Raw genomic sequence first — 20,937 nt, forward strand, 5'->3', positions numbered from 1 at the left:
TCTCCGCAAGGTTTATGTAAAAAATATTGAAAATCCTGAATATTTTAAAAAGCAACCCGGCTTGTACAACCAGGTTGCTTTTTTCCCCGTATTAACGACGAAGACCAAGTTTTTCGATCAATGCGCTATAACGTTTAACATCTTTGTTTTTCAGGTAAGCAAGCAGCTTACGGCGCTGACCTACCATTTTGAGCAAACCGCGACGGGAATGATGATCTTTCTTGTGCTCCCGAAGATGTTGCGTCAAATTAACGATGTTCTCAGTCAGGATAGCGACTTGCACTTCCGGTGAACCGGTATCACTCGCGTGAGTTTTGTGCGTTTCGATCAGTTCGTTCTTGCGTTCTTGAGTAATTGCCATCCTTTTTCACCTCCTTGAATAGAAATCGCCAGCAGCCTCGCCGCCGATGGTGAGAGCGGTCGACCAAGCTACGGTTCGTTATGAGCTGATATCAGCCCACAACGTTTTCAATTATAACACATATGAAACCTGAAAGTAAATCTCCGGCATCCGGATATTACTGTCCCCCGGCTGGACTCGCAGCCCGCGCTTCGGCCAGTAAAGGCGCCGTAATCTTGCGGGCTGTATCAGCATCACTGCCAATCTGGGCGATAAGCTCTTGCACAGAAGCAAAACGCTGCTCCGCACGAATAAAGGACAGAACATCAATCTCTACAGTCTGACCGTAAATATCACGGTCAAAATCAAAGATATGAACTTCGAAGGTCGGTGCAGAGAGACCTGTTTCAAATGTAGGTTTGAAGCCAACGTTCATCACTCCGCTGAACACTTCTTCTCCCGTATGAAACAGTACCGCGTAGACGCCAAGTTTCGGGGTGGCATAATTTCCGATCGGAGCTACATTTGCAGTGGGAAATCCGATCGTTCTGCCTCGTTTATCCCCGTGCTCTACAGTACCGGTAATCCGGTAAGACCTGCCCAGCAGAAACGCAGCCTCATCCATGTTACCTGCCGAAATAAACTGGCGAATGCGCGTACTGCTTACCTTGGATTCCTTAAGGTGGAACGGGTCTACAATATCAACCTGCAAAAAGGTGGCTCCCAGCTTGCTCAGCACTTCAGGCGTTCCCAAGCCGCGATGGCCAAAAGAGAAGTCAAAGCCGACAACGGCCCGCTTCACCTGCAGCTCACGCAATACCTCCTCTACGAACTGCTCTGGAGAAATTGCGGCAAACAGGGAATCAAAATGAAAAATATAAGCCGTATCAATACCCAAGCGTTCAAACTGCTCCAGCTTCTCCTGAAGAGGTGTCAAACATGAAACCCTCTGTCCTGCCTGACCGAGCACATCACGGGGATGCGGGTCGAAGGTCATAACGGCTGCTTTCAGTCCAGCTTTACGCGCCTCTGCTACTGCTTTGGCAATCACCTGCTGATGGCCAAGATGTACGCCGTCGAACTGTCCGATTGCCAGCACCTGCGGCTGACTTGTGCCCGGATGTCCGGACAATTCGGATAGCGGGTATCTTAATGATATAATCTCCACTGCTGTCCCACCTGCAATTCTATTGAACTTGAGCTTACAAAGCCTTTATATTTATGAGAATACCTTGACAGGCTTAACGATTCCTTCTTCCGGCACCACCTGAAAAATGCCCAAAAACTGGCCGGATCCCTCATATAGCCTGCACACCGCAAGCTCAGATGGTTCAGGCTGCAGCCTCTCAAGCCTGACTTTCTGGCCTTTGAGCAGCCGATCCGCCGAAACAGGATCAACCGTAAAGGCCGGCATATGGGCAAGCGCCCTGTCCGCTGGAAGCAGCCTTCCTTCAATCGTCCCTTGCTCCTGCAACTGCTCAATTTCCTCCAGCGTAAGACAATCCTGCTCTTTAAATCCTGCAGAGCTTGTCCGTGTCAGCTTCGCCATCGCGGCGGGAACGCCGAGCGCTTTCCCCAGATCGACGCACAGTGTACGGATATAGGTCCCGCTGGAGCAGGTGACTGAAAATGTAATTTGCGGATACGGCTGTTCAAGCTCCGCAGAAAGCATAGCGGTCTCATAGATCGTTACTTTGCGGGGCTTGCGCTCAACAACTTTACCCTCACGGGCCAGCTCATACAGCCGTTTGCCGTTGATCTTAACAGCGGAATACATCGGCGGCGTCTGCTCAATCTCCCCGGTAAAGGAAGACAAAGCTTGGCTGATCTGGTCCAATGACAGCTGAATTGGTCCGGCATCCTGGGTTACATTCCCGCTCAAATCTTCTGTATCTGTAGCAATGCCAAACTGCAGCACCGCTTGATAACTTTTTGGCTGCTGCTGCATATATTCAACTACTCTCGTTGAGCGGCCGATACAGAGCGGCAGCACGCCGGTCACATCCGGGTCCAGTGTCCCTGCATGGCCGATCCGGCGTGTCCGCAGCAAGCGTCTCGCTTTGGCAACAACATCATGTGATGTCCAGCCGGCGGGCTTCCATACTGCCAAAATTCCATCCATTATACCAATACCCTTCTTACAGCATCCACAACCTTCGGCATTGCTTCAGGCAGTCCATACTCCAGCCGGCAGCCCGCAGCACGGACATGCCCGCCGCCGCCAAAGGATTGCGCAATCGCCGCTACATCAACCCTGCCTGCCGAACGGAGGCTTACCTTTGTCTGCCCGTCCATCGTTCCCTTGAACAGCATCCCGACTTCGACACCGTCAATATTGCGGGCGTAATTGACGAGTCCCTCCAGATCCTCCGGAACAGCCTGGGTCTCTTCCAGATCAGCAGGCGTAATATACAGCCAGCCGATTTTGCCATCCTCGGTGAAGGCCAGCCTGGACAATCCGCGCTGCAGCAGCATCAGTTGCGGCCGGGTCATTTTCTCAAGCAGATGGTCTGCCAGATCATTTCCCTTGACCCCAAGCTTCAACAACTCCGCAGCAATCGACATGACATGTGGCGTAGTGTTCGCATAGCGAAACCCGCCAGTATCAGTCATCAATCCGGTATAGATGGCAGTTGCTGCCTCCACATCCAAAGCGATGCCTGCATGTTCAATCAAATCATATAAAATTTCAACCGTCGCCGCGGCATCGGAGCGAATGACATTCACGCTGCCAAAGCCATCGTTCGTCGGATGGTGATCAATATTAAGAAGTGCTGTACCCGGCTGAAATGAGGAAGACACCTGTCCGATCCGCTTGTAATCCGCGCAATCGGTGCTGATAACACGGGAAAATCCCCATGGGGGCGCCTGTTCATTAAAGCGCTGGATCGAATCCGCCAAAGTCAAAAAACTCAGACGGGATGGAAGCTCACTCTCATTGACCAGTAAAAAGCGCTTGCCAAGCTTGTTCAGCAGCCAGCCGACTACAACAGTAGAGCTGATGGCATCGCCGTCAGGCTGAACGTGGGAGACGACCAGAAAGTCATCCCCTTCGTTCATAAAAGCCAGAGCAGCCTCCAGCTGCTGCCTGTATGCAGAGTCCTGCTCGGTCATACTGAGCCGCCTTTGCTGTTAATTTGCTCCAGCAGCGCTTCAATATGGCTGCCGTATTCAATACTGCCATCAAATTTGAAGATCAGCACAGGCGTATGGCGAAGCTTCATCCGCTTGCCAAGCTCGGAGCGGATGAAGCCCGTTCCTTTGCCCAGCGCCTTAAGCGTCTCTTCCTTTTGCTCTTCAGAGCCCAGAACACTCAAGAATACTTTTGCCTGGGACAAATCGCTGGTCACTTCAACACCGGTTACAGTGATAAAGCCGATGCGCGGGTCCTTCAATTCCTGCTGGATAATGAGACTCAGCTCTTTTTTAATCTGCTCTCCTACCCGACCTACCCGAAAATTTGGCATGCCTTACTCACCTCTCTACCTTTTCCATAACGAAGGCTTCGATGACGTCCCCTTCTTTCAGATCGTTGAAACGATCCAGGGTAATACCACACTCATAGCCTTGTGCAACGTCCTTGGCGTCATCCTTAAACCGTTTGAGGGTATCGATTTTACCTTCAAATACAACAATGCCTGCACGAATCAGGCGGGCCTCTGCATTACGGGAGATTTTACCCGAAGTTACCATACAGCCTGCGATCGTTCCGACCTTGCTCACTTTAAAGATGTTGCGGACTTCGGCATGCCCGATCACGCTTTCCTTAAAGATCGGATCCAGCATCCCTTTCATAGCTTGCTCAATTTCATCAATTACACTATAAATTACACGGTGCAGACGGATATCCACCTTCTCTTGCTCTGCTGTTGTCATTGCCTGCGGCTCAGGACGTACGTTAAAGCCGATTACAATGGCATTGGATGCTACAGCAAGGTTGATATCAGATTCTGTAATGGCACCGACACCATTATGAATAATTTTAACGCGTACACCTTCAATTTCGATCTTGTTCAGCGAGCCTTTGAGCGCCTCAAGCGATCCTTGAACGTCCGCCTTGATAATCACGAACAAGTCCTTGATCTCGCCATCCTTGATATGCTGATACAGATCGTCGAGCGTAACCCGGGTATTCGAGCCAAGCTCAGTTTGACGATGTTTGATCGCACGGCGGTCCGCAATTGCACGGGCTTTACGCTCGTCTTCGAATACGAGGAACGGATCTCCCGCCTGCGGCACCTCAGTCAGACCTGTAATCTCCACTGGCGTAGACGGGCCAGCTTCTTTCATCCGGCGGCCTTTATCATTAACCATCGCGCGCACACGTCCAAAACAGTTGCCTGCTACGAACGCATCACCCACGCTGAGGGAACCATGCTGTACCAAAATACGGGCAACCGGACCTTTACCTTTATCCAGCTCCGCCTCCAGTACAGTACCTCTGGCGCGTTTGTTCGGATTTGCTTTATAGTCGTTCACTTCAGCTACGAGAAGAATCATCTCGAGCAGTTCTTCAAGACCCATGCGCTGTTTTGCGGACAGGTTGACGAAAATGGTATCTCCGCCCCACTCTTCCGGTACGAGCTCATACTCGGTCAGTTCCTGCTTGATTTTATCCGGGTTAGCCTCCGGCTTATCAATTTTGTTCACCGCTACGATAATCGGGACGCCTGCCGCTTTGGCATGGTTGATCGCCTCGACCGTTTGCGGCATAACACCGTCATCCGCTGCAACAACGAGAATTGTAATATCAGTTACCTGGGCGCCGCGTGCACGCATTGTCGTAAATGCCTCGTGACCCGGAGTGTCCAGGAAAGTAATTTTCTTATGGTTGACTTCAACTTGGTAAGCACCAATATGCTGGGTAATGCCGCCTGCTTCGCCGCCGGTTACGTTCGTATGGCGGATTGCATCCAAAAGTGTTGTTTTACCATGGTCAACGTGACCCATAATGGTTACAACCGGAGGACGGCTCTCCAAATCGGCCTCATCATCTTTTTCCTCGATAGTTTCAAACTGATCCTCTTCAACCGGGATTTTGATTTCGACCTCTACCCCGAATTCGGTAGCTACGAGTTGAATAGCATCCAGATCAAGCTCCTGGTTGATGGTAGCCATTACACCAAGGAAGATCAGCTTCTTGATGACTTCTGAAGCGTCCTTATGCAAAAGCTTGGCCAGATCGCCAACGGTCATACTGCCGCGGACAATAATTTTCTTCGGCGTATTGTCAATTTTCTCACGGCGTTCCTGAAGAGGAGCATTACCGCGTCCGCGGTTATTTTTACCGCCACGATTGTTGCCGCCACGGAAGTTTCCGCCCCCGCCTCTGCCATCATCAAAGCGCTTTTGACCTTGATTTTGTCCAGGTTTTGCTTTATTTCTATTATTGTTGTTGCTATTGCTATTATTGAATCTTCCTTGCTGGGTCCCGGTAGTTCCGGCACCTGCCGGACCTCCACTGCGTCCGCCGGCGGGTGCCGGACGGCTGTCATTGGTACGGGCAGGCTGCCCGGATCTGTTGCTGTCTGTACGCTGTCCTTGGCCTGTACTTGGACCGCCTTGTCCTGGACGTCTGTTGCCGCCTTGCTGGCCTCCGCCTTGAGCGCCTCCACGCGGCGCATTGTTTGTACGTGGTCCTCCGCCTTGTCCGGAACGCTGTCCTTGACCGGAGTTATTGGAACGATTTTGTCCCTGTGCTTGGCCTGACGGCCGCTGTGATTGGTTTGAGTTGGATTTGTTTTCTGTAGAATTCATAGGCTCCTGTGTATCTGTTTTATTTTTGTTTTTTTGCTGGTTTACATTGCCTTGCTGACCTGAAGCGGACGGTGCGGGAACGGAAGATACCGTTGCACCGGCCTCCTGGGCGCGCTTGGCTGCTGCATTAGACTTTATATCTTTGAAAAAACCTTCCACCTTGCTCACCATTTCATTTTCCATGACACTCATATGGTTGTTAACCGGAAGGTTTAGTCTTTTTAAAATCGTAATGATTTCCTTGCTGCTCATATTGAGCGATTTTGCATATTCATAAACACGTAACTTGTCTTTGTTGTCCTGTTTAGTCAATATACTCCACCTCCGTTATAGACTTTAGCCCGCCTTCGATCATCGATGCAAAGCCCTGGTCGGTTACGGCAACGAGCACTCTCTCGGATTTGCCAATGGCATCCCCGATCGATTCTCTATCCAAAGCAACTACCATAGCAACGTTATAAGAATTGCACTTATCACGGAATTTTTTCTTTGTATTATCAGAAGCATCGCCGGCTACAAGAACCAGCTTTGCCTTCCCGCTGCGCACAGCCTTCAGCACGGTTTCGTCACCGGTAACCAGCTTCCCGGCGCGCATCGCCATGCCCAGACTGGATAACACTTTTTTCATTGTCACTCTAAAGTCCCCCCGCCAGAGAGAAATTCATCCTGAACACGGATAAAATCCTGCTCAAGCTGGTCATAGATTTCCGGCTGGACGGTTACCTTCAATGCGCGGTCAAGTGCCTTGCTTTTTTTAGCAAGCTTAAAGCATTCCACTTTGCCGCACAGATAAGCGCCACGGCCGGCTTTTTTGCCAGTGAGGTCGATCAGGGTTTCCTCAGAAGGCGTGCGGACGACACGAATGAGCTCTTTTTTCGGCTTCATTTCCTGACAGGCCACACATTTGCGAAGCGGTATTTTTCTCTGCTTCATCGTTCATTCCCCCTGGCATGACATAAGTTGATTTTCCGCAAGCATTAACCGGCTCATACCAAGCGGCAATCCGGCCGCTGGCCGCAAAATCAGTCAATCGAAACGGAATCCTGATGCATTGCGTCGCCTTCCGTCCGCGGACGTCCGTACTCCTGCTCTGCCTGGGTCTCGCTCTTTATATCGATCTTCCAGCCTGTCAGCTTCGCTGCCAGACGGGCATTCTGTCCCTTGATACCGATTGCCAGCGAGAGCTGATAATCAGGCACGATAACACGAGCCATCTTCTCCTGCTCAAATACGATAACCTCAAGCACCTTGGAAGGGCTGAGCGCATTAGCCACGTAATCCTCCACAGATTCGGACCAGCGAACGATATCGATCTTCTCGCCCTTCAGCTCGGTTACAATTGTTTGAACACGGAGTCCCTTCGGCCCTACGCAGGAGCCTACCGGGTCCACCTCTTCATTGCGGGAGTAAACCGCAATTTTAGAGCGGAAACCGGATTCACGCGCTACCGAGCGAATCTCCACTACACCGTCATAGATTTCCGGAACTTCCAGCTCGAACAGGCGCTTGAGCAGGCCCGGGTGGGTACGCGACAAAATAATCTGCGGCCCCTTCGTCGTGTTTTCCACCTTTGTGATAAAGGATTTGACACGATCGCCGTGCTTGAATTTGTCTGTCGGCATCAGCTCTGTCAGCGGAAGCACCGCCTCCACCTTGCCAAGGTCAACGAACAAATTGCGCGTATCTTGCCGCTGTACAATACCGTTTACGATATCTTCTTCCTTATCGATAAAGGCGTTGTAGATCAGTCCGCGCTCTGCTTCGCGAATGCGCTGGGTGACGACCTGTTTGGCAGTCTGGGCAGCGATCCGGCCGAAGTCGCGAGGCGTTACTTCAATCTCGGCAATGTCATCCAGATGATAGTGCGGATTGATTTCCCGGGCCGCTTCAACTGAAATTTCCAGTCTTGGATCCAGAACCTCTTCCACTACATTTTTGCGGGCATATACCTTTATAACCCCAGTGAAGCGGTTAATATCCACCCTTACATTTTGCGCCGTATTAAAATTGCGTTTATAGCTGGAAATAAGAGCCGCTTCGATCGCCTCGATCAGCACATCCTTGCTGATCCCCTTCTCCTTTTCAATTTCCGATAACGCTTCAATAAAATCCATGCTCATTGGAAATGAGTTCCTCCTCATTAGACGGTCAGTTGTGAATCTGGGATGATGCGTTTTCCCTGTCAGCAGTGCGCTAATCAACCGCAAAGAGGGAGTCGCAGCATCTTACAGTTCAAATTATTCACTTCTTGCGGGCGCAACCGGACTGCCTCCATCCTGTAAACAACCGGCCATTAACGCCCCGAAATACAAGAATCTTTTACATTTGCTCGGGGCAAATGATATAAACCCTAATATTTCAAGAAGAGCAGGCATTATCGCCTGCAGCTTCTCTCGTTACTTTAAAATTGGATAGCCAGTCTTGCACTTGATACCTTGGTGTAAGGTATCGTATGCTTCTTCCTGCCTACCTCAATAACCACCTCTTCCCCGTCAAACGAACGAAGCCAGCCTTCGAATTCTTTCGTTTTGCCGATGGGTTCATAAGTGGTAAAAAAAACATATTCTCCAACCGCTGCGCGGACATCGTCCGCTTTTTTTAGCGGCCGCTCAGCACCTGGTGAGGAGACCTCAAGGAAATAAGCGTCAGAAATCGGGTCATTCTGATCAAGCTGTTCGCTTAAATACTCGCTGATTTTGCCGCATTCATCAATATCAATGCCGCCTTCCTTGTCTGCAAAGACACGGAGGAACCAGCTTCCGCCTTCCTTGACGTATTCAATATCGACCAGTTCAAAGCCATGTTCGTCCAAATAAGGTTGAAGCATACCTTCGACAACGGTTTTAATTTCGGATGTGCTCAAACGTAGAAAACCTCCCGGTTGTAATGCAAATTTAAGTAGACAAAAGGTAAAGAGTGGGTTGCCCCACTCTTCTGCGCATTACTCTATCATCATCAGGATTACCAGAAAAATTATACCATAATCACACTACAGTGACAAGAAGGGAATGAAAATGAGCGCTCATTTTCAAAACGCCCTCTTTATCATGGAAAAGTAGCGCAGCCTTCCAAAATGAAGCTGCATTTAGAACAGCGACAGCTGGTTGGACTCCGGGAGCCCTCTAAAGCAGCCCATCGAACCCAACATTTCCACAACTGTTTTACTTGCCTTGGATTTTTGCTGAAAATCCTCAATGGACAGGAATTCCCCATGTTCGCGGGCACCGGCAATATTGCGTGCCGCATTGTCACCTATGCCGCCAATTGCCGCAAAGGGAGGAATCAGGGAATCGCCGTCAATTTTGAATTTAAGCGCGTCTGAACGGTACAAGTCAATCGGCTTGAAAGAAAAGCCGCGCGCAGTCATCTCCAGTGCCATCTCCAAAATCGAGATCATTGCTTTCTCCTTTGGCAGTGCCTGGAAGCCTTTGTTCTCTATTTCGACAAGCCGCTTCAAAATCGCATCATACCCCTGGCAAAGCAGCTCAAGATCGAAGTCCTCCGCACGAACCGAGAAATAGGTTGCATAGTATGCGATCGGATAATAAAGCTTGAAGTACGCGGTACGAACAGCGGAAATAACGTATGCGGCAGCATGCGCCTTCGGAAACATGTACTCGATTTTCAGACAGGAGTCAATGTACCATTGCGGCACCTTGCACCGCTTCATTTCCTCGATCCATTCCGGGGTAAGACCTTTACCTTTACGCACACTCTCGGTAATTTTGAACGCCAGTCCGGCATCCATACCCGCCTTGTAGATCAGGTAGAGCATAATATCATCCCGGCAGCCGATAACCGTCTTGATGTTGCAGGTGTTGTTCTTAATCAGTTCCTGGGCATTGCCGAGCCATACACCCGTTCCATGTGACAGTCCGGAAATCTGAAGCAAATCGGCAAAGGACGACGGCTGCGTCTCCTGAAGCATCTGGCGGACGAACTTGGTTCCCATCTCCGGCACACCAAAAGTAGCAACCGGACTACGGATCTGCTCAGGCAATACTTGTAATGCTTCCGTTGAGTTGAACATGCTCATGACCTTCGGATCATTCATCGGAATTGTCGTCGGATCCACCCCGGTCAAATCCTGAAGCATCCGCATCATCGTCGGATCATCATGCCCCAGAATATCGAGTTTAAGCAGGTTCGCATCGAAGGCGTGGTAATCAAAATGCGTCGTTTTCCATTCTGCTGAGGTGTCATCGGCCGGATACTGCACTGGCGTAATGTCCTCAACTTCCATGTAATCCGGTACAACAACAATTCCCCCCGGATGCTGCCCAGTGCTCCGCTTTACTCCCGTACAGCCATTAGCAAGTCGGTTCAACTCGGCCCCGCGCCATTTGCGGCCTTCTTTTTCTTCATACTTCTTGGCAAAGCCGAACGCAGTCTTCTCGGCTACCGTGCCAATCGTTCCTGCACGGAATACACATTTCTCGCTGAAGAGAACTTTCGTATAGTTATGCGCATGCGGCTGATATTCCCCGGAAAAGTTAAGATCGATATCGGGAACCTTATCCCCTTTAAAGCCAAGAAATGTCTCGAACGGAATGTCCTGACCGTCACCCTTCATTTTCTGACCGCAATTTGGACAGTTTTTATCCGGAAGGTCGAAGCCGCTCGGGATGCTGCCATCCAGAAACCAATCGCTGTGCAAACATTTCGGATTTCTGCACATATAATGTGCAGGCAGCGGGTTAACTTCGGAAATTCCAAGGAAAAGCGCTACAACAGATGAACCTACAGATCCCCGCGATCCGACCAGATAGCCGTCTTCATTAGACTTCTTAACAAGCCGTTCTGAAATCAGATAGTTCGCTGAGAAGCCGAATTTGATAATGGGCACGAGTTCCTTCTCCAGCCGCTGGACAACAACATCCGGCAGCTCTTCTCCATACATCAACTTGGCGGTGCTATAGCAGGTGTTGCGGATTTCCTCGTCCGCGCCTTCAATAATCGGCGTAAACAGCTTGTCCGGGAACATCTCATAAGACTCAAAACGCTCTGCGAGTTGAACCGTATTGGTAACGACCACTTCATACGCCGTCTGCTCCCCGAGAAAGGCGAACTCCTCCAGCATTTCCTTCGTCGTCCGGAAGTGGGCGTCCGGCTTGCGCATATCCTTAAGCGGGCTGAAGCCGGTAATGCCATGAATCGTAATATCACGGAATATTTTGTCCCTTGGATTCAAGTAATGGACATTCCCCGTTGCGATTACCGGTTTGTTCAGCTTTCTGCCGATTTCAAGAATGCGGCGATGAGCCTGTTCGATCTCGGCACGACTTCCAACCAGCCCCTTCTCGACAAGGTGCATGTAGAATCCGACCGGCTGTATCTCCAGGACATCATAGAACTCGGCAACCTCTTCGGCCTCCTCTACCGTTTTGTTCAGCACGGTCTCGAAAAACTCACCTTTCTCACAACCGGAGATGACAAGAAGTCCTTCCCGCATCTGGGTTAACTTGCTCTTTGGAATACAGGCGACCCGCTTGAAATGCTCCGTATGGGAGAGTGAAATCAGCTTGAACAGATTCTTCTTCCCAATGGCATTCAACGCATAAATATTGCAATGAAACGGACGGGTATTTGACAGATCAAGACCGACATAGTCGTTGAGCTGATGAAGGCCTGTAATGCTGCGGGCAGCCGCGTCCTTGATCAGGCCGAATAAAATGCCGCCCAGCGCCAGGGAGTCGTCAACCGCGCGGTGATGGTTTTCGAGTCCAACCTTATATTTGTCAGCCAACGTATTAAGCCGGTGGTTTTTCATTGTCGGATGAAGAAAACGGGCCAACTCCAGCGTATCGAGCACCGGGTTGGTCAATTCAGGAAGCCCGATATTCTTGCATGCCGCCTGAATAAATCCGATATCGAATCTTGCATTATGCGCTACGAGTACCGAATCGCCGATAAACTCGACAAATTCGCGCAGCTTTGGTTCAAGCTCGGGAGCATCCACGACCATATCATCGGTAATGCTGGTCAACTGTTGGATGTGGTAAGGAATTTTCTCATGCGGATTAATAAAGGTTTCGAAACGGTCGATTTCCTTGCCGCCCACCATCTTGACGCCGGCCAGCTCGATGATTTTGTTATTAATAATCGACAAACCGGTCGTCTCGATATCGAAGACGATATATTCCGTTTCCTCCAGCGACTCCTGGCGTGGATTCAGTACTATCGGAACGGAATCATTTACCACATTAGCCTCAAGACCAAACAAAACTTTAATTCCGTTCTTCTTGCCTGCCTTGAAGGCTTCGGGATAACACTGCACATTGCTGTGATCCGTAACCGCAATCGCCTGGTGTCCCCATTTGGCAGCTGTCTTGATGTACGTATCAATTGAAGTTACCGCGTCCATCGTGCTCATGGTGGAGTGCAGATGGAATTCCACTCTTTTCTCCTCGGCTTCATCCGTCCGTTCGCGTGGTGTTTTGACCTCATGCAAATCGCTCGGCATCATGACCAGCTCAGGCTCCTGCATGAAACGGTCATATTCCACCCGTCCGCGCGCCTTAACCCATTTGCCGTTTGCAAGCAGACTAAGCACTTTGACATCTTCCTTCGTTTTGGCAAACATCTTCATCGCCAATGAATCGGAGAAATCGGTCAGATTAAACGTGAACAGGGTACTGCCGTTACGCAGCTCCTTGACATCCAGACCGAAAATCGTGCCCTGGACCGTAATCTTTTTCTCCTCTTCCTGGATTTGCATGATCGGCGTCGGCTCCTCGCGGATGTCGTAACCGACCACCAGGCGAACTTCCTCACCATCGTTTGCCAGCTCCTCCTCCGGCACGCTCGCCATCATCTGCTCGATGATTTCCCGCTCTTCCTGCTCCTTGCGCTGGGTAAATTTCTCCAGCTCTTCCGCACTGGTTTCAGCCTCCGCCACACGCAGCTTGAGCGGGAATGAACGGCGAAAATGCTGTGAAAAGTACCCGGATGCAGTTTCATCAATTTTTTTCAAGCGTGCCATCTGCAGGACAGCCTCATCCCGAAGAGCCAGCCACAAGCCGCCATTGTTCAGCTCCAACTTGGCCTTGCCAAGCCAGCCGTTGACAGAAGCCATCTCCTGCTGGGCATAGGACACAAAGAGAGGCCAATAGCTCTCCACCAGCTCGTGGGTAGATACCCGCTCATCATAGTCGGTAATGAAGGCGACATCAGCAATATGAGCGAATTTTTCTTTGATCGTCTGCGTAAACCTGACATAAGCCTCTAAAGGCACCAAGGACGTCTTGCGGATGCAAAACGTCCATGACCGGTTATTCTGGCTTACGATGACCTTCTCAAGCTCCCCGTCGGAGTAAAACGATTCGATGAACGCCTGCGGCAGCTCCGCCTGCTTCATCATCAGCTCGAAGCGGAGTCTTTTTTCCCCTGGTTTGTTCAATGTTTTCTCCCCCAATTCAAAACCGTAAACCCTTATTATAGTAATCTAGCGCAAACGGCTTTGCCGTCCTTTGACGGATAATAGCCACGTTTCGCATAGAATATTTATAAAGGGAAAACCTGTGAATTCTAATATTTCCAGCATAAACGCTGGCCTTCCTTGCATGAAGCGGCCAATATTTCGCTTGAATAAACAATCAAGAGGAAAAGCAAATAGTCTTATGCTTTTCCTCCTTACGGGCATACAATAGGTTTAATTATTAATAGGCTCTGGCAAATACAACCGTATGAGCAGCTTTCTCTCCACACACCAAACAGTTTTCCTTATGCGAGGACGGCGTGAATGGAATGTTGCGGCTGGTTGCGCCGGTCTCTTCCTTTACCTGCTTCTCGCAGGCAGCAGATCCGCACCAGCCCGCCTCTACAAAGCCGCGCTTCTCTTCCAGCAGCGCCTTCATTTCATCCAGCGTATCCACGGATTTAAAGTTATCCTCACGGAACTGTTTGGCCTTTTCATACATGGACTGCTGGGTATCATCCAGCATTTTTTGAATCTCTTCCACGAGATCTGCCTGTTGAACAATTCGCTTTTCTCCGGTAATACGGGAGACTAGTACGACTTGTCCGTTTTCCATGTCACGCGGCCCGAGCTCCAGGCGAACCGGCACACCGCGCATTTCGTACTCGTTGAACTTCCAGCCCGGGCTTACGTCCGAACGGTCATCGACACGTACCCGAATGCCCGCTTTTTTCAGCTCGGCATACAGCTCGTCCACTCTGCCTACTACCTGTTCGCGGGTTTTAGCAGGCCCGATCGGAATCATAATGACTTGTGTAGGCGCAACCTTAGGCGGAAGTGCCAGACCGCGGTCATCCCCATGAACCATAATCAGAGCACCGATCAGGCGCGTGCTCACACCCCAGGAAGTGGTATGGGCGAACTGAAGAGTATTTTCACGATCCAAATATTTGATATCAAAGGCAACAGCAAAATTCGTTCCGAGGTAATGCGAGGTTCCCGCCTGAACTGCACGGCCGTCCTTCATCATCGCTTCAATGGAATAGGTATCCACAGCTCCCGCAAATTTTTCGGATGGTGTCTTTTGTCCGACAATAACCGGAATGGCCAGGAAACTCTCTACAAAGTCCCGGTAAATTTCCAGCATCTGCATTGTTTCCTGGCGTGCCTCTTCCTCGGTCTCATGGGCGGTATGGCCTTCTTGCCAGAGGAATTCGCTCGTCCTCAGGAATGGCAGTGTCCGTTTCTCCCAGCGAACCACGTTCGCCCACTGGTTAATGAGCAGCGGCAGATCACGGTAGGACTGAATCCATTTTGCATACATATGGCCAATCATCGTCTCGGAAGTCGGGCGTATTGCCAAGCGCTCCTCAAGCACTTCACCGGCAGCCTCGGTCACCCAAGGAAGCTCAGGATTGAAGCCTTCGACATGCTCCTTCTCCTTTTGGAAGAAACTCTCGGGGATGAAGAGCGGGAAATAGGCGTTGCGGTGTCCGGTTTCCTTGAAGCGGGCGTCCAGATCACGCTGAATATTTTCCCACAGCTCATAGCCCTCTGGACGGAAAACGATACAACCGCGTACCGGCGAGTAATCCATCAATTCGGCTTTCTTGATTACATCGATATACCATCTGGAGAAATCCTCGCTTTGAGGCGTAATCTCCGTTACAAATTGTTTATCCTTTGACATAGGGGCCTCCCGAAATGACGAACGTAAACGACCGCTCTGCACGTACCTTGAAGTATGGCAAGAGCGGCGTTTCATTTAGCTTAAACGGCTGCCGCCGAGTGTTGCAGCGGCAGCCGTGTTCCTAGTAGAAAATCATCTTATTCTGTTATGCTCATTTGGTATGTTGATTTTTAACCCCGAACCAGCCTCATGACATCATTGTACGTGACAGCAATCATGAGCAGCATCAGCATCGCGAATCCGATAAAATGAACCATGCTCTCCCGGTTCGGATCGACCGGTCTGCCGCGCACGGCCTCCAAGCCGAGGAAGATGAGGCGGCTGCCATCAAGTGCGGGAATCGGCAGCAGATTGAATATCCCCAGGTACAAGCTCAAAATGGCTGTCCACGAGGTGAGCTGTACGATACCGCTGCTGGCAATCTGACTCGTAATTTCAGCAGTCCGAACCGGCCCTCCAAGATCATCCAGTTTGAACTGTCCGGTGATAAGCATTTTAAAGCTGTCAAAAATGACCACCGTCATATTTTTCATCGCTTTGCCTGCATAGGTAATCGTCTCTCCGAAGCCTGCCTGGCGAGTCGGGTAATCACGCCCGATACCTACCTTGCCTTCGCCTGTCTCAGGGTCAGGTTTAGGAGTAATGCTCAATTTTATAGCCTTTCCATCACGGATGATTGTCCATTCCATCGGCTTGTTGGCGGATTTTCCAACCAGTTCGATTAGTTTGTTGAAATCACCACCGATTGCAACACCATTAACCGTCTTGATTTCATCTCCTACTTGCAAATCAGCTTCGGCCGCAGGCTGACCTTTAACAATCTGTCCGATTTGCACCTTTTCCACAGGCTCTATCGGAATGCCAGCCATTTGAATATGAATGGCAAACAGCACAAATGCCAGCACAAAATTCATAAGCGGTCCGGCAAATATTGCAAGTGCACGCTGGCCAACTGTTTTACTGCCGAACTGACGGTTATAAGGCGCAATCTGCGTATCTCTTCCCTTGGAGATCATCGAAGCCTGCGGATGAACCTCAAGCTCCTCTACTTCTCCTTCGACATTCAGAGAAATTTTAAGCTTATGCTCCAAATCGATAAACTCGACCTCGCCGCGGATGACATTGCTGCGCTCATCCAGCCGGTCCAGATAAATCCGGGTCACTTTGCCGCCGTCCACTCGCACTGCAATCGTCTGGCCGCTTTGAACCTCAACGATTTCCGGGTCCTCCCCGGCCATCCGAACAAATCCGCCTGCAGGGATTAATCGCAACGTATAGCGGGTTTCACCCTTTTTAACTGAAAACAGCTTTGGTCCAAAGCCGATTGCGAATTCTCTGACCAAAATTCCTGCCCGCTTGGCGAAATAAAAATGTCCCCACTCATGGATGGACACAATCACAAAAAAGACAAGAACCGTCAGCAAAATATTTTGAACCATTTCCAAATTGTCCTGCCTCCCTGTTCATAACGGCATGTACCTAGATTATCATTATTCTCCCCCTTGATTCAAGAGAACCGTTTTTGACAGGGTATGTTAAATCCGGGATGCCGTATGGCGCGCCCAGGCATCCGTTTCCTCAATTGCCTGAACATCAGCAAGCTCGGCCACATGATGGCGCTCCAGCACTTGCTCCAGCACGCGTTCAATATCCAGAAATGATATTTCACCCTTCAGAAAACGGGCCACAGCCACTTCATTCGCAGCATTGAATACAGTTGGAGCGGAACCACCAGCACGCCCGCAAGCAAAAGCCATTGCCACACAAGGATACCGTTCCATGTCCATTGGCCGGAAGTTGAGCGAGCCGATCTCAGAAAGACTTAGCGGCTTGGCCGGGTTGGGATAGCGTTCAGGATAAGTTAATGCATATTGAATGGGAACTCTCATATCTGGAAGCCCTAGCTGGGCGATAATGCTGTAATCAACAAACTCAACAAAGGAATGGATAATGCTCTCAGGATGGATGAGGACTTCAATTTGGTCATAGCTCATTCCAAACAGCCAACGGGCCTCGATAACCTCCAGCCCTTTGTTCACCATTGTAGCGGAATCTATCGTAATTTTTGCTCCCATTGACCAGTTTGGATGATTAAGCGCTTGCTCGACAGTTACACCTTCAAGTTCCTGTCTGGTCCGGTCACGGAACGAACCGCCTGATGCGGTAAGTACAATTTTACGAACTTCCTTGACGGATTCACCGTTCAGGCATTGGAAAATAGCAGAATGCTCACTGTCTACAGGGAGAATCGGCACTTGTTTCTCTGCCGCCTTCTGCATCACAAGATGCCCGGCCGTAACCAGTGTTTCCTTATTTGCCAGCCCGATTGCAATTCCGGCTTCGATGGCAGCCAGGGTTGGACGCAGACCGCAGCTTCCGACCAGCGCAGTAACCACCATGTCTGCCCCGGTATCGGCTGCTGCCTGTATGATGCCTTCCTCCCCATGCACAACACGAATATCCGACGGCAGCAAGTCAGCTGCACGCTCAGCAGCCGTCTTGTCAGACAATGCCACAAGTCGGGGACGAAAACGGAGAGCTTGGCTGACAAGCAGTTCCACATTGGAGCCGGCTGTCAGGGCAACCACTTGAAAACGCTCCGGATGGCTTGCAATAACATCCAGGGTTTGCGTGCCGATTGAGCCCGTAGAGCCCAGTATGCTTATTTTTTTCAACTGCTTTGCCTCCTTGTTTTTACGAATCAGGCCGTTATGATTGCGGTTGATGGCTTCTTCCGAAGCCTCATGTCAGTAATCCCGTAAAGACCAGAATCGGATAAACAATGAGCCAGCTGTCACAGCGGTCCAGTACGCCGCCATGCCCCGGCAGCAGCGATCCCGTATCCTTGATTCCGCGGATACGTTTGTAGGCAGACTGAATCAGATCGCCCATCTGTCCGGCAATTGCGCTGACTGCGCCGATCGCCAGAGCCTGTCCCATGCTGATAAATTGGGGAGCCAACAAAGCAAACAAAACTGCAACTGCAAGGGAAAGAATAATCCCTCCAATTGACCCTTCAATGGTCTTATTAGGAGAAATCGCCGGCCAAAGCTTGTTGCGCCCAAAAGCCCGGCCAAAAAAGTAGGCGCCGATATCCGAAGACCAAATACAGCCAAATGCCAAAAAGGTAGCCAGCAGGCCATACTCGTCCATCAGTCGTACATCCATCATGGCTGAAAAACCAAAGCCAATGTAAAAGGCACCTAGCAGCAAGTTAGCGGCATGATCGATAGTCGTCTTGTTTTTCGTCAAAACCGTCCAGACCAGAAGAATCAGCATGACCCACCACATAAGCGAGCCCAGAGAAGGCGCTTCGCCTCCTGTAAGCTGCCACGGCCAGGCTATAGCCAGCGTAGCCAGACTGCCTGTCAGGGCAGCCGGATGGCTCCATGCAAGCCCGTTCATGCGCACAAATTCATAGTAGCCAATAAGCGCAAGAACGAGCAGTAATCCTATGTATGCCCACCCGCCAATCAGCAAAAGGGCGAGAAAACCGGCGCCGGCAATGACGCCGGTCAAAATTCGTTGTTTCAAGTTTTTGCACGCTCCGATCGCCTCATAGCCCGCCGTATCTGCGGGCACGACGCTGATATTCGCGAATTGCTTCGTAGAAGTGCTCATCCATAAACTCCGGCCAGTATACATCTGTAAACCACAGTTCGCTATAAGCAAGCTGCCACAGCATAAAGTTGCTGATTCTCAGCTCCCCGCTTGTGCGGATTAACAGATCAGGGTCGGGAATATCTTTGGAAAGCAGATAACTGTCCAAAGACTGTTCGGAGATCGCGGCGCATTCCATGCGTCCGGCCTTGACTTCCTCGGCAACGGCGCGAACCGCATCAATCATTTCTTTACGGCTGCCATAGTTTAATGCAAAATTCAGCACAAGCCCTGTATTATGCCTGGTTTTTTCAATCGCCTCATCTATAGCATGGAGGGTAAAATCAGGCAGTCCTTCCTTATATCCCATCATTCGAACCTGAACATTGTTTTTCATCAAATCATCCAGTTCGATCGACAAAAACTCCTGAGGCAGCTTCATCAAAAAATCAACCTCAGCCTTCGGCCGTTTCCAGTTTTCCGTGGAAAACGCATAAAGAGTCAAATATTTGATTCCTAGCCGGTCAGCAGCCATGGTGATCCGTTTAACTGCTTTCATACCGGAATGATGCCCGGCCATACGGGGCAGTCCCCGGCTTTTTGCCCAGCGCCCGTTTCCATCCATAATAATGGCAACATGCTGAGGAATATTTTCCTCCTGCAATTGTTCCTCTCTAATGGATAACGGTTTTTTAAACCAATTTTTCAACCGCTTTAACATTCCATTTCCTCCCACCCGGGACGTAACAAGCGTTTAATAACTGCCCGTCGTCCTGTATCAGGGAACGTTACCGTCCATAAGGTTAAGTATGCAACAAACCCCACCTATTTGGAGGGGCTGGTCATTGATTTAAACTTCCATGATTTCTTTCTCTTTACTTACAAGCACTTTGTCTACTTCTGCAATGAAGCGGTCGGTCAGCTTCTGAATGTCATCCTGATGTCTGCGCGACTCGTCTTCAGAAATGTCCGTCTTCTCAAGCTTCTTGATATCGTCATTAGCATCACGGCGAATGTTGCGGACAGCTACCTTCGATTCTTCGCCAAACTTTTTCGTAGATTTCACCAGTTCAGCACGGCGCTCTTCAGTCAAAGCCGGAATGCCGATACGGATTGCACTTCCGTCATTGGAAGGCGTAAGACCAAGATCGGATTTCATGATCGCTTTTTCAATCGCTGCCAGAGAAGATTTGTCCCATGGCTGAATCAGCAGCGTTCTGGAGTCCGGTGTATTGATATTAGCCAACTGATTGACAGGCGTCATAGATCCATAATAATCAACCTGAACACGATCCAGCAACGCTGGTGTTGCGCGTCCGGCTCTCAGTGTGGAGAGATCGCGCTTGAGTGCGCCGATCGCTTTCTCCATTCTGTCTTCTGCATTTTTCTTAATGGACTGTGGCACTAGCTCACACTTCCTTTCACAATCGTCCCGATTTTCTCACCTAACACGACACGCTTGATATTGCCGCTTTCTGTAATAGAGAACACAACCAACGGAATATTGTTGTCCATGCAAAGCGACGATGCGGTAGAATCCATTACACCCAGATTGCGGTTAAGGACTTCCAAATAAGTCAGCTGTTCGAACTTCTCAGCTGTAGCATCCTTGAACGGATCAGCAGAGTAGACGCCATCCACCTTATTTTTCGCCATCAAAATAACTTCGGCCTCAATTTCAGCCGCACGCAACGCTGCTGTTGTATCTGTCGAGAAGAACGGATTTCCTGTTCCCGCAGCAAAGATTACGACACGCCCCTTTTCAAGGTGACGGATTGCACGGCGGCGAATATAAGGCTCAGCAATTTGCTGCATGGCAATTGAGGTCTGCACCCGTGTAGGCACATCAATTTGCTCCAGCGCATCTTGCAGGGCAAGAGAATTCATAACAGTGGCCAGCATGCCCATATAATCCGCTGTCGCCCGGTCAATTCCTTTTGCCGAACCGGCAATTCCACGCCAAATGTTACCTCCGCCACAGACGATAGCGACCTCTACATTAAGCTCTACAACTTCCTTGACTTGCTCTGCGATTGAAGAAATCATCGCAGCATCGATTCCGTAGCCATTTTGACCAGAGAGGGACTCTCCGCTCACCTTCAATACAATACGTTTGTAAACAGGTTGCTCCAC

At 50.1% G+C, this 20,937-nt stretch carries 18 protein-coding genes; all 18 read right to left on the reverse strand.

What is annotated here, in order from left to right; translation table 11 throughout:
* Positions 1-91: 91 nt before the first annotated feature.
* The gene (gene rpsO, locus H583_RS0116280) at positions 92-361 is read right to left on the reverse strand and encodes a 30S ribosomal protein S15 (RefSeq protein WP_028561387.1); all 270 of its coding nucleotides are present in this window, start codon (positions 359-361) and stop codon (positions 92-94) included.
* 157 nt (positions 362-518) lie between these two features.
* Positions 519-1,508: a bifunctional riboflavin kinase/FAD synthetase gene (locus tag H583_RS33205; protein WP_051236535.1), complete on the reverse strand. Its 990-nt coding sequence runs from the start codon at positions 1,506-1,508 to the stop codon at positions 519-521.
* A 51-nt stretch (positions 1,509-1,559) separates the two neighbouring features.
* On the reverse strand, positions 1,560-2,462 hold the full coding sequence (truB, locus tag H583_RS0116290; protein ID WP_028561388.1) for a tRNA pseudouridine(55) synthase TruB: 903 nt from the start codon (positions 2,460-2,462) through the stop codon (positions 1,560-1,562).
* Positions 2,462-3,454 carry a DHH family phosphoesterase gene (locus H583_RS0116295; protein WP_028561389.1) on the reverse strand — a complete coding sequence of 331 codons (993 nt, stop codon included), beginning with the start codon at positions 3,452-3,454 and terminating at the stop codon, positions 2,462-2,464. Before H583_RS0116295 ends, truB begins: the two co-directional genes overlap by 1 nt.
* Positions 3,451-3,807: a 30S ribosome-binding factor RbfA gene (gene rbfA, locus H583_RS0116300; protein WP_028561390.1), complete on the reverse strand. Its 357-nt coding sequence runs from the start codon at positions 3,805-3,807 to the stop codon at positions 3,451-3,453. The genes H583_RS0116295 and rbfA overlap by 4 nt, the downstream gene beginning before the upstream one ends.
* Before the next feature lie 7 nt (positions 3,808-3,814).
* The gene (gene infB, locus H583_RS0116305; RefSeq protein WP_028561391.1) at positions 3,815-6,409 is read right to left on the reverse strand and encodes a translation initiation factor IF-2; all 2,595 of its coding nucleotides are present in this window, start codon (positions 6,407-6,409) and stop codon (positions 3,815-3,817) included.
* Positions 6,402-6,725 (reverse strand): L7Ae/L30e/S12e/Gadd45 family ribosomal protein, encoded by a 324-nt coding sequence (locus H583_RS0116310; protein WP_028561392.1) that lies wholly within the window; start codon positions 6,723-6,725, stop codon positions 6,402-6,404. Before H583_RS0116310 ends, infB begins: the two co-directional genes overlap by 8 nt.
* Before the next feature lie 2 nt (positions 6,726-6,727).
* Positions 6,728-7,030 carry an RNase P modulator RnpM gene (gene rnpM, locus H583_RS0116315; RefSeq protein WP_028561393.1) on the reverse strand — a complete coding sequence of 101 codons (303 nt, stop codon included), beginning with the start codon at positions 7,028-7,030 and terminating at the stop codon, positions 6,728-6,730.
* An 89-nt stretch (positions 7,031-7,119) separates the two neighbouring features.
* Positions 7,120-8,217 (reverse strand): transcription termination factor NusA, encoded by a 1,098-nt coding sequence (gene nusA, locus H583_RS0116320; RefSeq protein ID WP_028561394.1) that lies wholly within the window; start codon positions 8,215-8,217, stop codon positions 7,120-7,122.
* 281 nt (positions 8,218-8,498) lie between these two features.
* Positions 8,499-8,960 carry a ribosome maturation factor RimP gene (rimP, locus tag H583_RS0116325; protein WP_028561395.1) on the reverse strand — a complete coding sequence of 154 codons (462 nt, stop codon included), beginning with the start codon at positions 8,958-8,960 and terminating at the stop codon, positions 8,499-8,501.
* 222 nt (positions 8,961-9,182) lie between these two features.
* Entirely contained in the window at positions 9,183-13,457 is a 4,275-nt protein-coding gene (locus tag H583_RS0116330; RefSeq protein WP_051236699.1) for a PolC-type DNA polymerase III, read from the reverse strand.
* A 298-nt stretch (positions 13,458-13,755) separates the two neighbouring features.
* On the reverse strand, positions 13,756-15,204 hold the full coding sequence (gene proS, locus H583_RS0116335; protein WP_028561397.1) for a proline--tRNA ligase: 1,449 nt from the start codon (positions 15,202-15,204) through the stop codon (positions 13,756-13,758).
* Between the two features lie 170 nt (positions 15,205-15,374).
* Positions 15,375-16,649 carry an RIP metalloprotease RseP gene (rseP, locus tag H583_RS0116340; RefSeq protein WP_028561398.1) on the reverse strand — a complete coding sequence of 425 codons (1,275 nt, stop codon included), beginning with the start codon at positions 16,647-16,649 and terminating at the stop codon, positions 15,375-15,377.
* A gap of 90 nt (positions 16,650-16,739) precedes the next feature.
* On the reverse strand, positions 16,740-17,879 hold the full coding sequence (locus H583_RS0116345) for a 1-deoxy-D-xylulose-5-phosphate reductoisomerase (protein WP_028561399.1): 1,140 nt from the start codon (positions 17,877-17,879) through the stop codon (positions 16,740-16,742).
* Positions 17,880-17,946: 67 nt separating this feature from the next.
* On the reverse strand, positions 17,947-18,825 hold the full coding sequence (locus H583_RS0116350) for a phosphatidate cytidylyltransferase (protein ID WP_342663532.1): 879 nt from the start codon (positions 18,823-18,825) through the stop codon (positions 17,947-17,949).
* Positions 18,761-19,525: an undecaprenyl pyrophosphate synthase gene (locus H583_RS0116355; protein WP_028561401.1), complete on the reverse strand. Its 765-nt coding sequence runs from the start codon at positions 19,523-19,525 to the stop codon at positions 18,761-18,763. Before H583_RS0116355 ends, H583_RS0116350 begins: the two co-directional genes overlap by 65 nt.
* A gap of 129 nt (positions 19,526-19,654) precedes the next feature.
* Positions 19,655-20,209: a ribosome recycling factor gene (frr, locus tag H583_RS0116360; RefSeq protein ID WP_028561402.1), complete on the reverse strand. Its 555-nt coding sequence runs from the start codon at positions 20,207-20,209 to the stop codon at positions 19,655-19,657.
* Positions 20,209-20,937: a UMP kinase gene (gene pyrH / locus H583_RS0116365; RefSeq protein WP_028561403.1), complete on the reverse strand. Its 729-nt coding sequence runs from the start codon at positions 20,935-20,937 to the stop codon at positions 20,209-20,211. Before pyrH ends, frr begins: the two co-directional genes overlap by 1 nt.

The organism is Paenibacillus pinihumi DSM 23905 = JCM 16419, assembly GCF_000422505.1.
Classification (GTDB): domain Bacteria; phylum Bacillota; class Bacilli; order Paenibacillales; family Paenibacillaceae; genus Paenibacillus_D; species Paenibacillus_D pinihumi.

Coding starts and splice junctions, on each gene's coding strand:
- H583_RS0116330 (WP_051236699.1), bottom strand. CDS start 13,457: ATGATGAAGCAGGCGGAGCTGCCGCAGGCGTTCATCGAATCGTTTTAC.
- H583_RS0116310 (WP_028561392.1), bottom strand. CDS start 6,725: ATGAAAAAAGTGTTATCCAGTCTGGGCATGGCGATGCGCGCCGGGAAG.
- rnpM (WP_028561393.1), bottom strand. CDS start 7,030: ATGAAGCAGAGAAAAATACCGCTTCGCAAATGTGTGGCCTGTCAGGAA.
- truB (WP_028561388.1), bottom strand. CDS start 2,462: ATGGATGGAATTTTGGCAGTATGGAAGCCCGCCGGCTGGACATCACAT.
- H583_RS0116350 (WP_342663532.1), bottom strand. CDS start 18,825: ATGAGCACTTCTACGAAGCAATTCGCGAATATCAGCGTCGTGCCCGCA.
- H583_RS0116355 (WP_028561401.1), bottom strand. CDS start 19,525: ATGTTAAAGCGGTTGAAAAATTGGTTTAAAAAACCGTTATCCATTAGA.
- nusA (WP_028561394.1), bottom strand. CDS start 8,217: ATGAGCATGGATTTTATTGAAGCGTTATCGGAAATTGAAAAGGAGAAG.
- rpsO (WP_028561387.1), bottom strand. CDS start 361: ATGGCAATTACTCAAGAACGCAAGAACGAACTGATCGAAACGCACAAA.
- proS (WP_028561397.1), bottom strand. CDS start 15,204: ATGTCAAAGGATAAACAATTTGTAACGGAGATTACGCCTCAAAGCGAG.
- rbfA (WP_028561390.1), bottom strand. CDS start 3,807: ATGCCAAATTTTCGGGTAGGTCGGGTAGGAGAGCAGATTAAAAAAGAG.
- H583_RS0116295 (WP_028561389.1), bottom strand. CDS start 3,454: ATGACCGAGCAGGACTCTGCATACAGGCAGCAGCTGGAGGCTGCTCTG.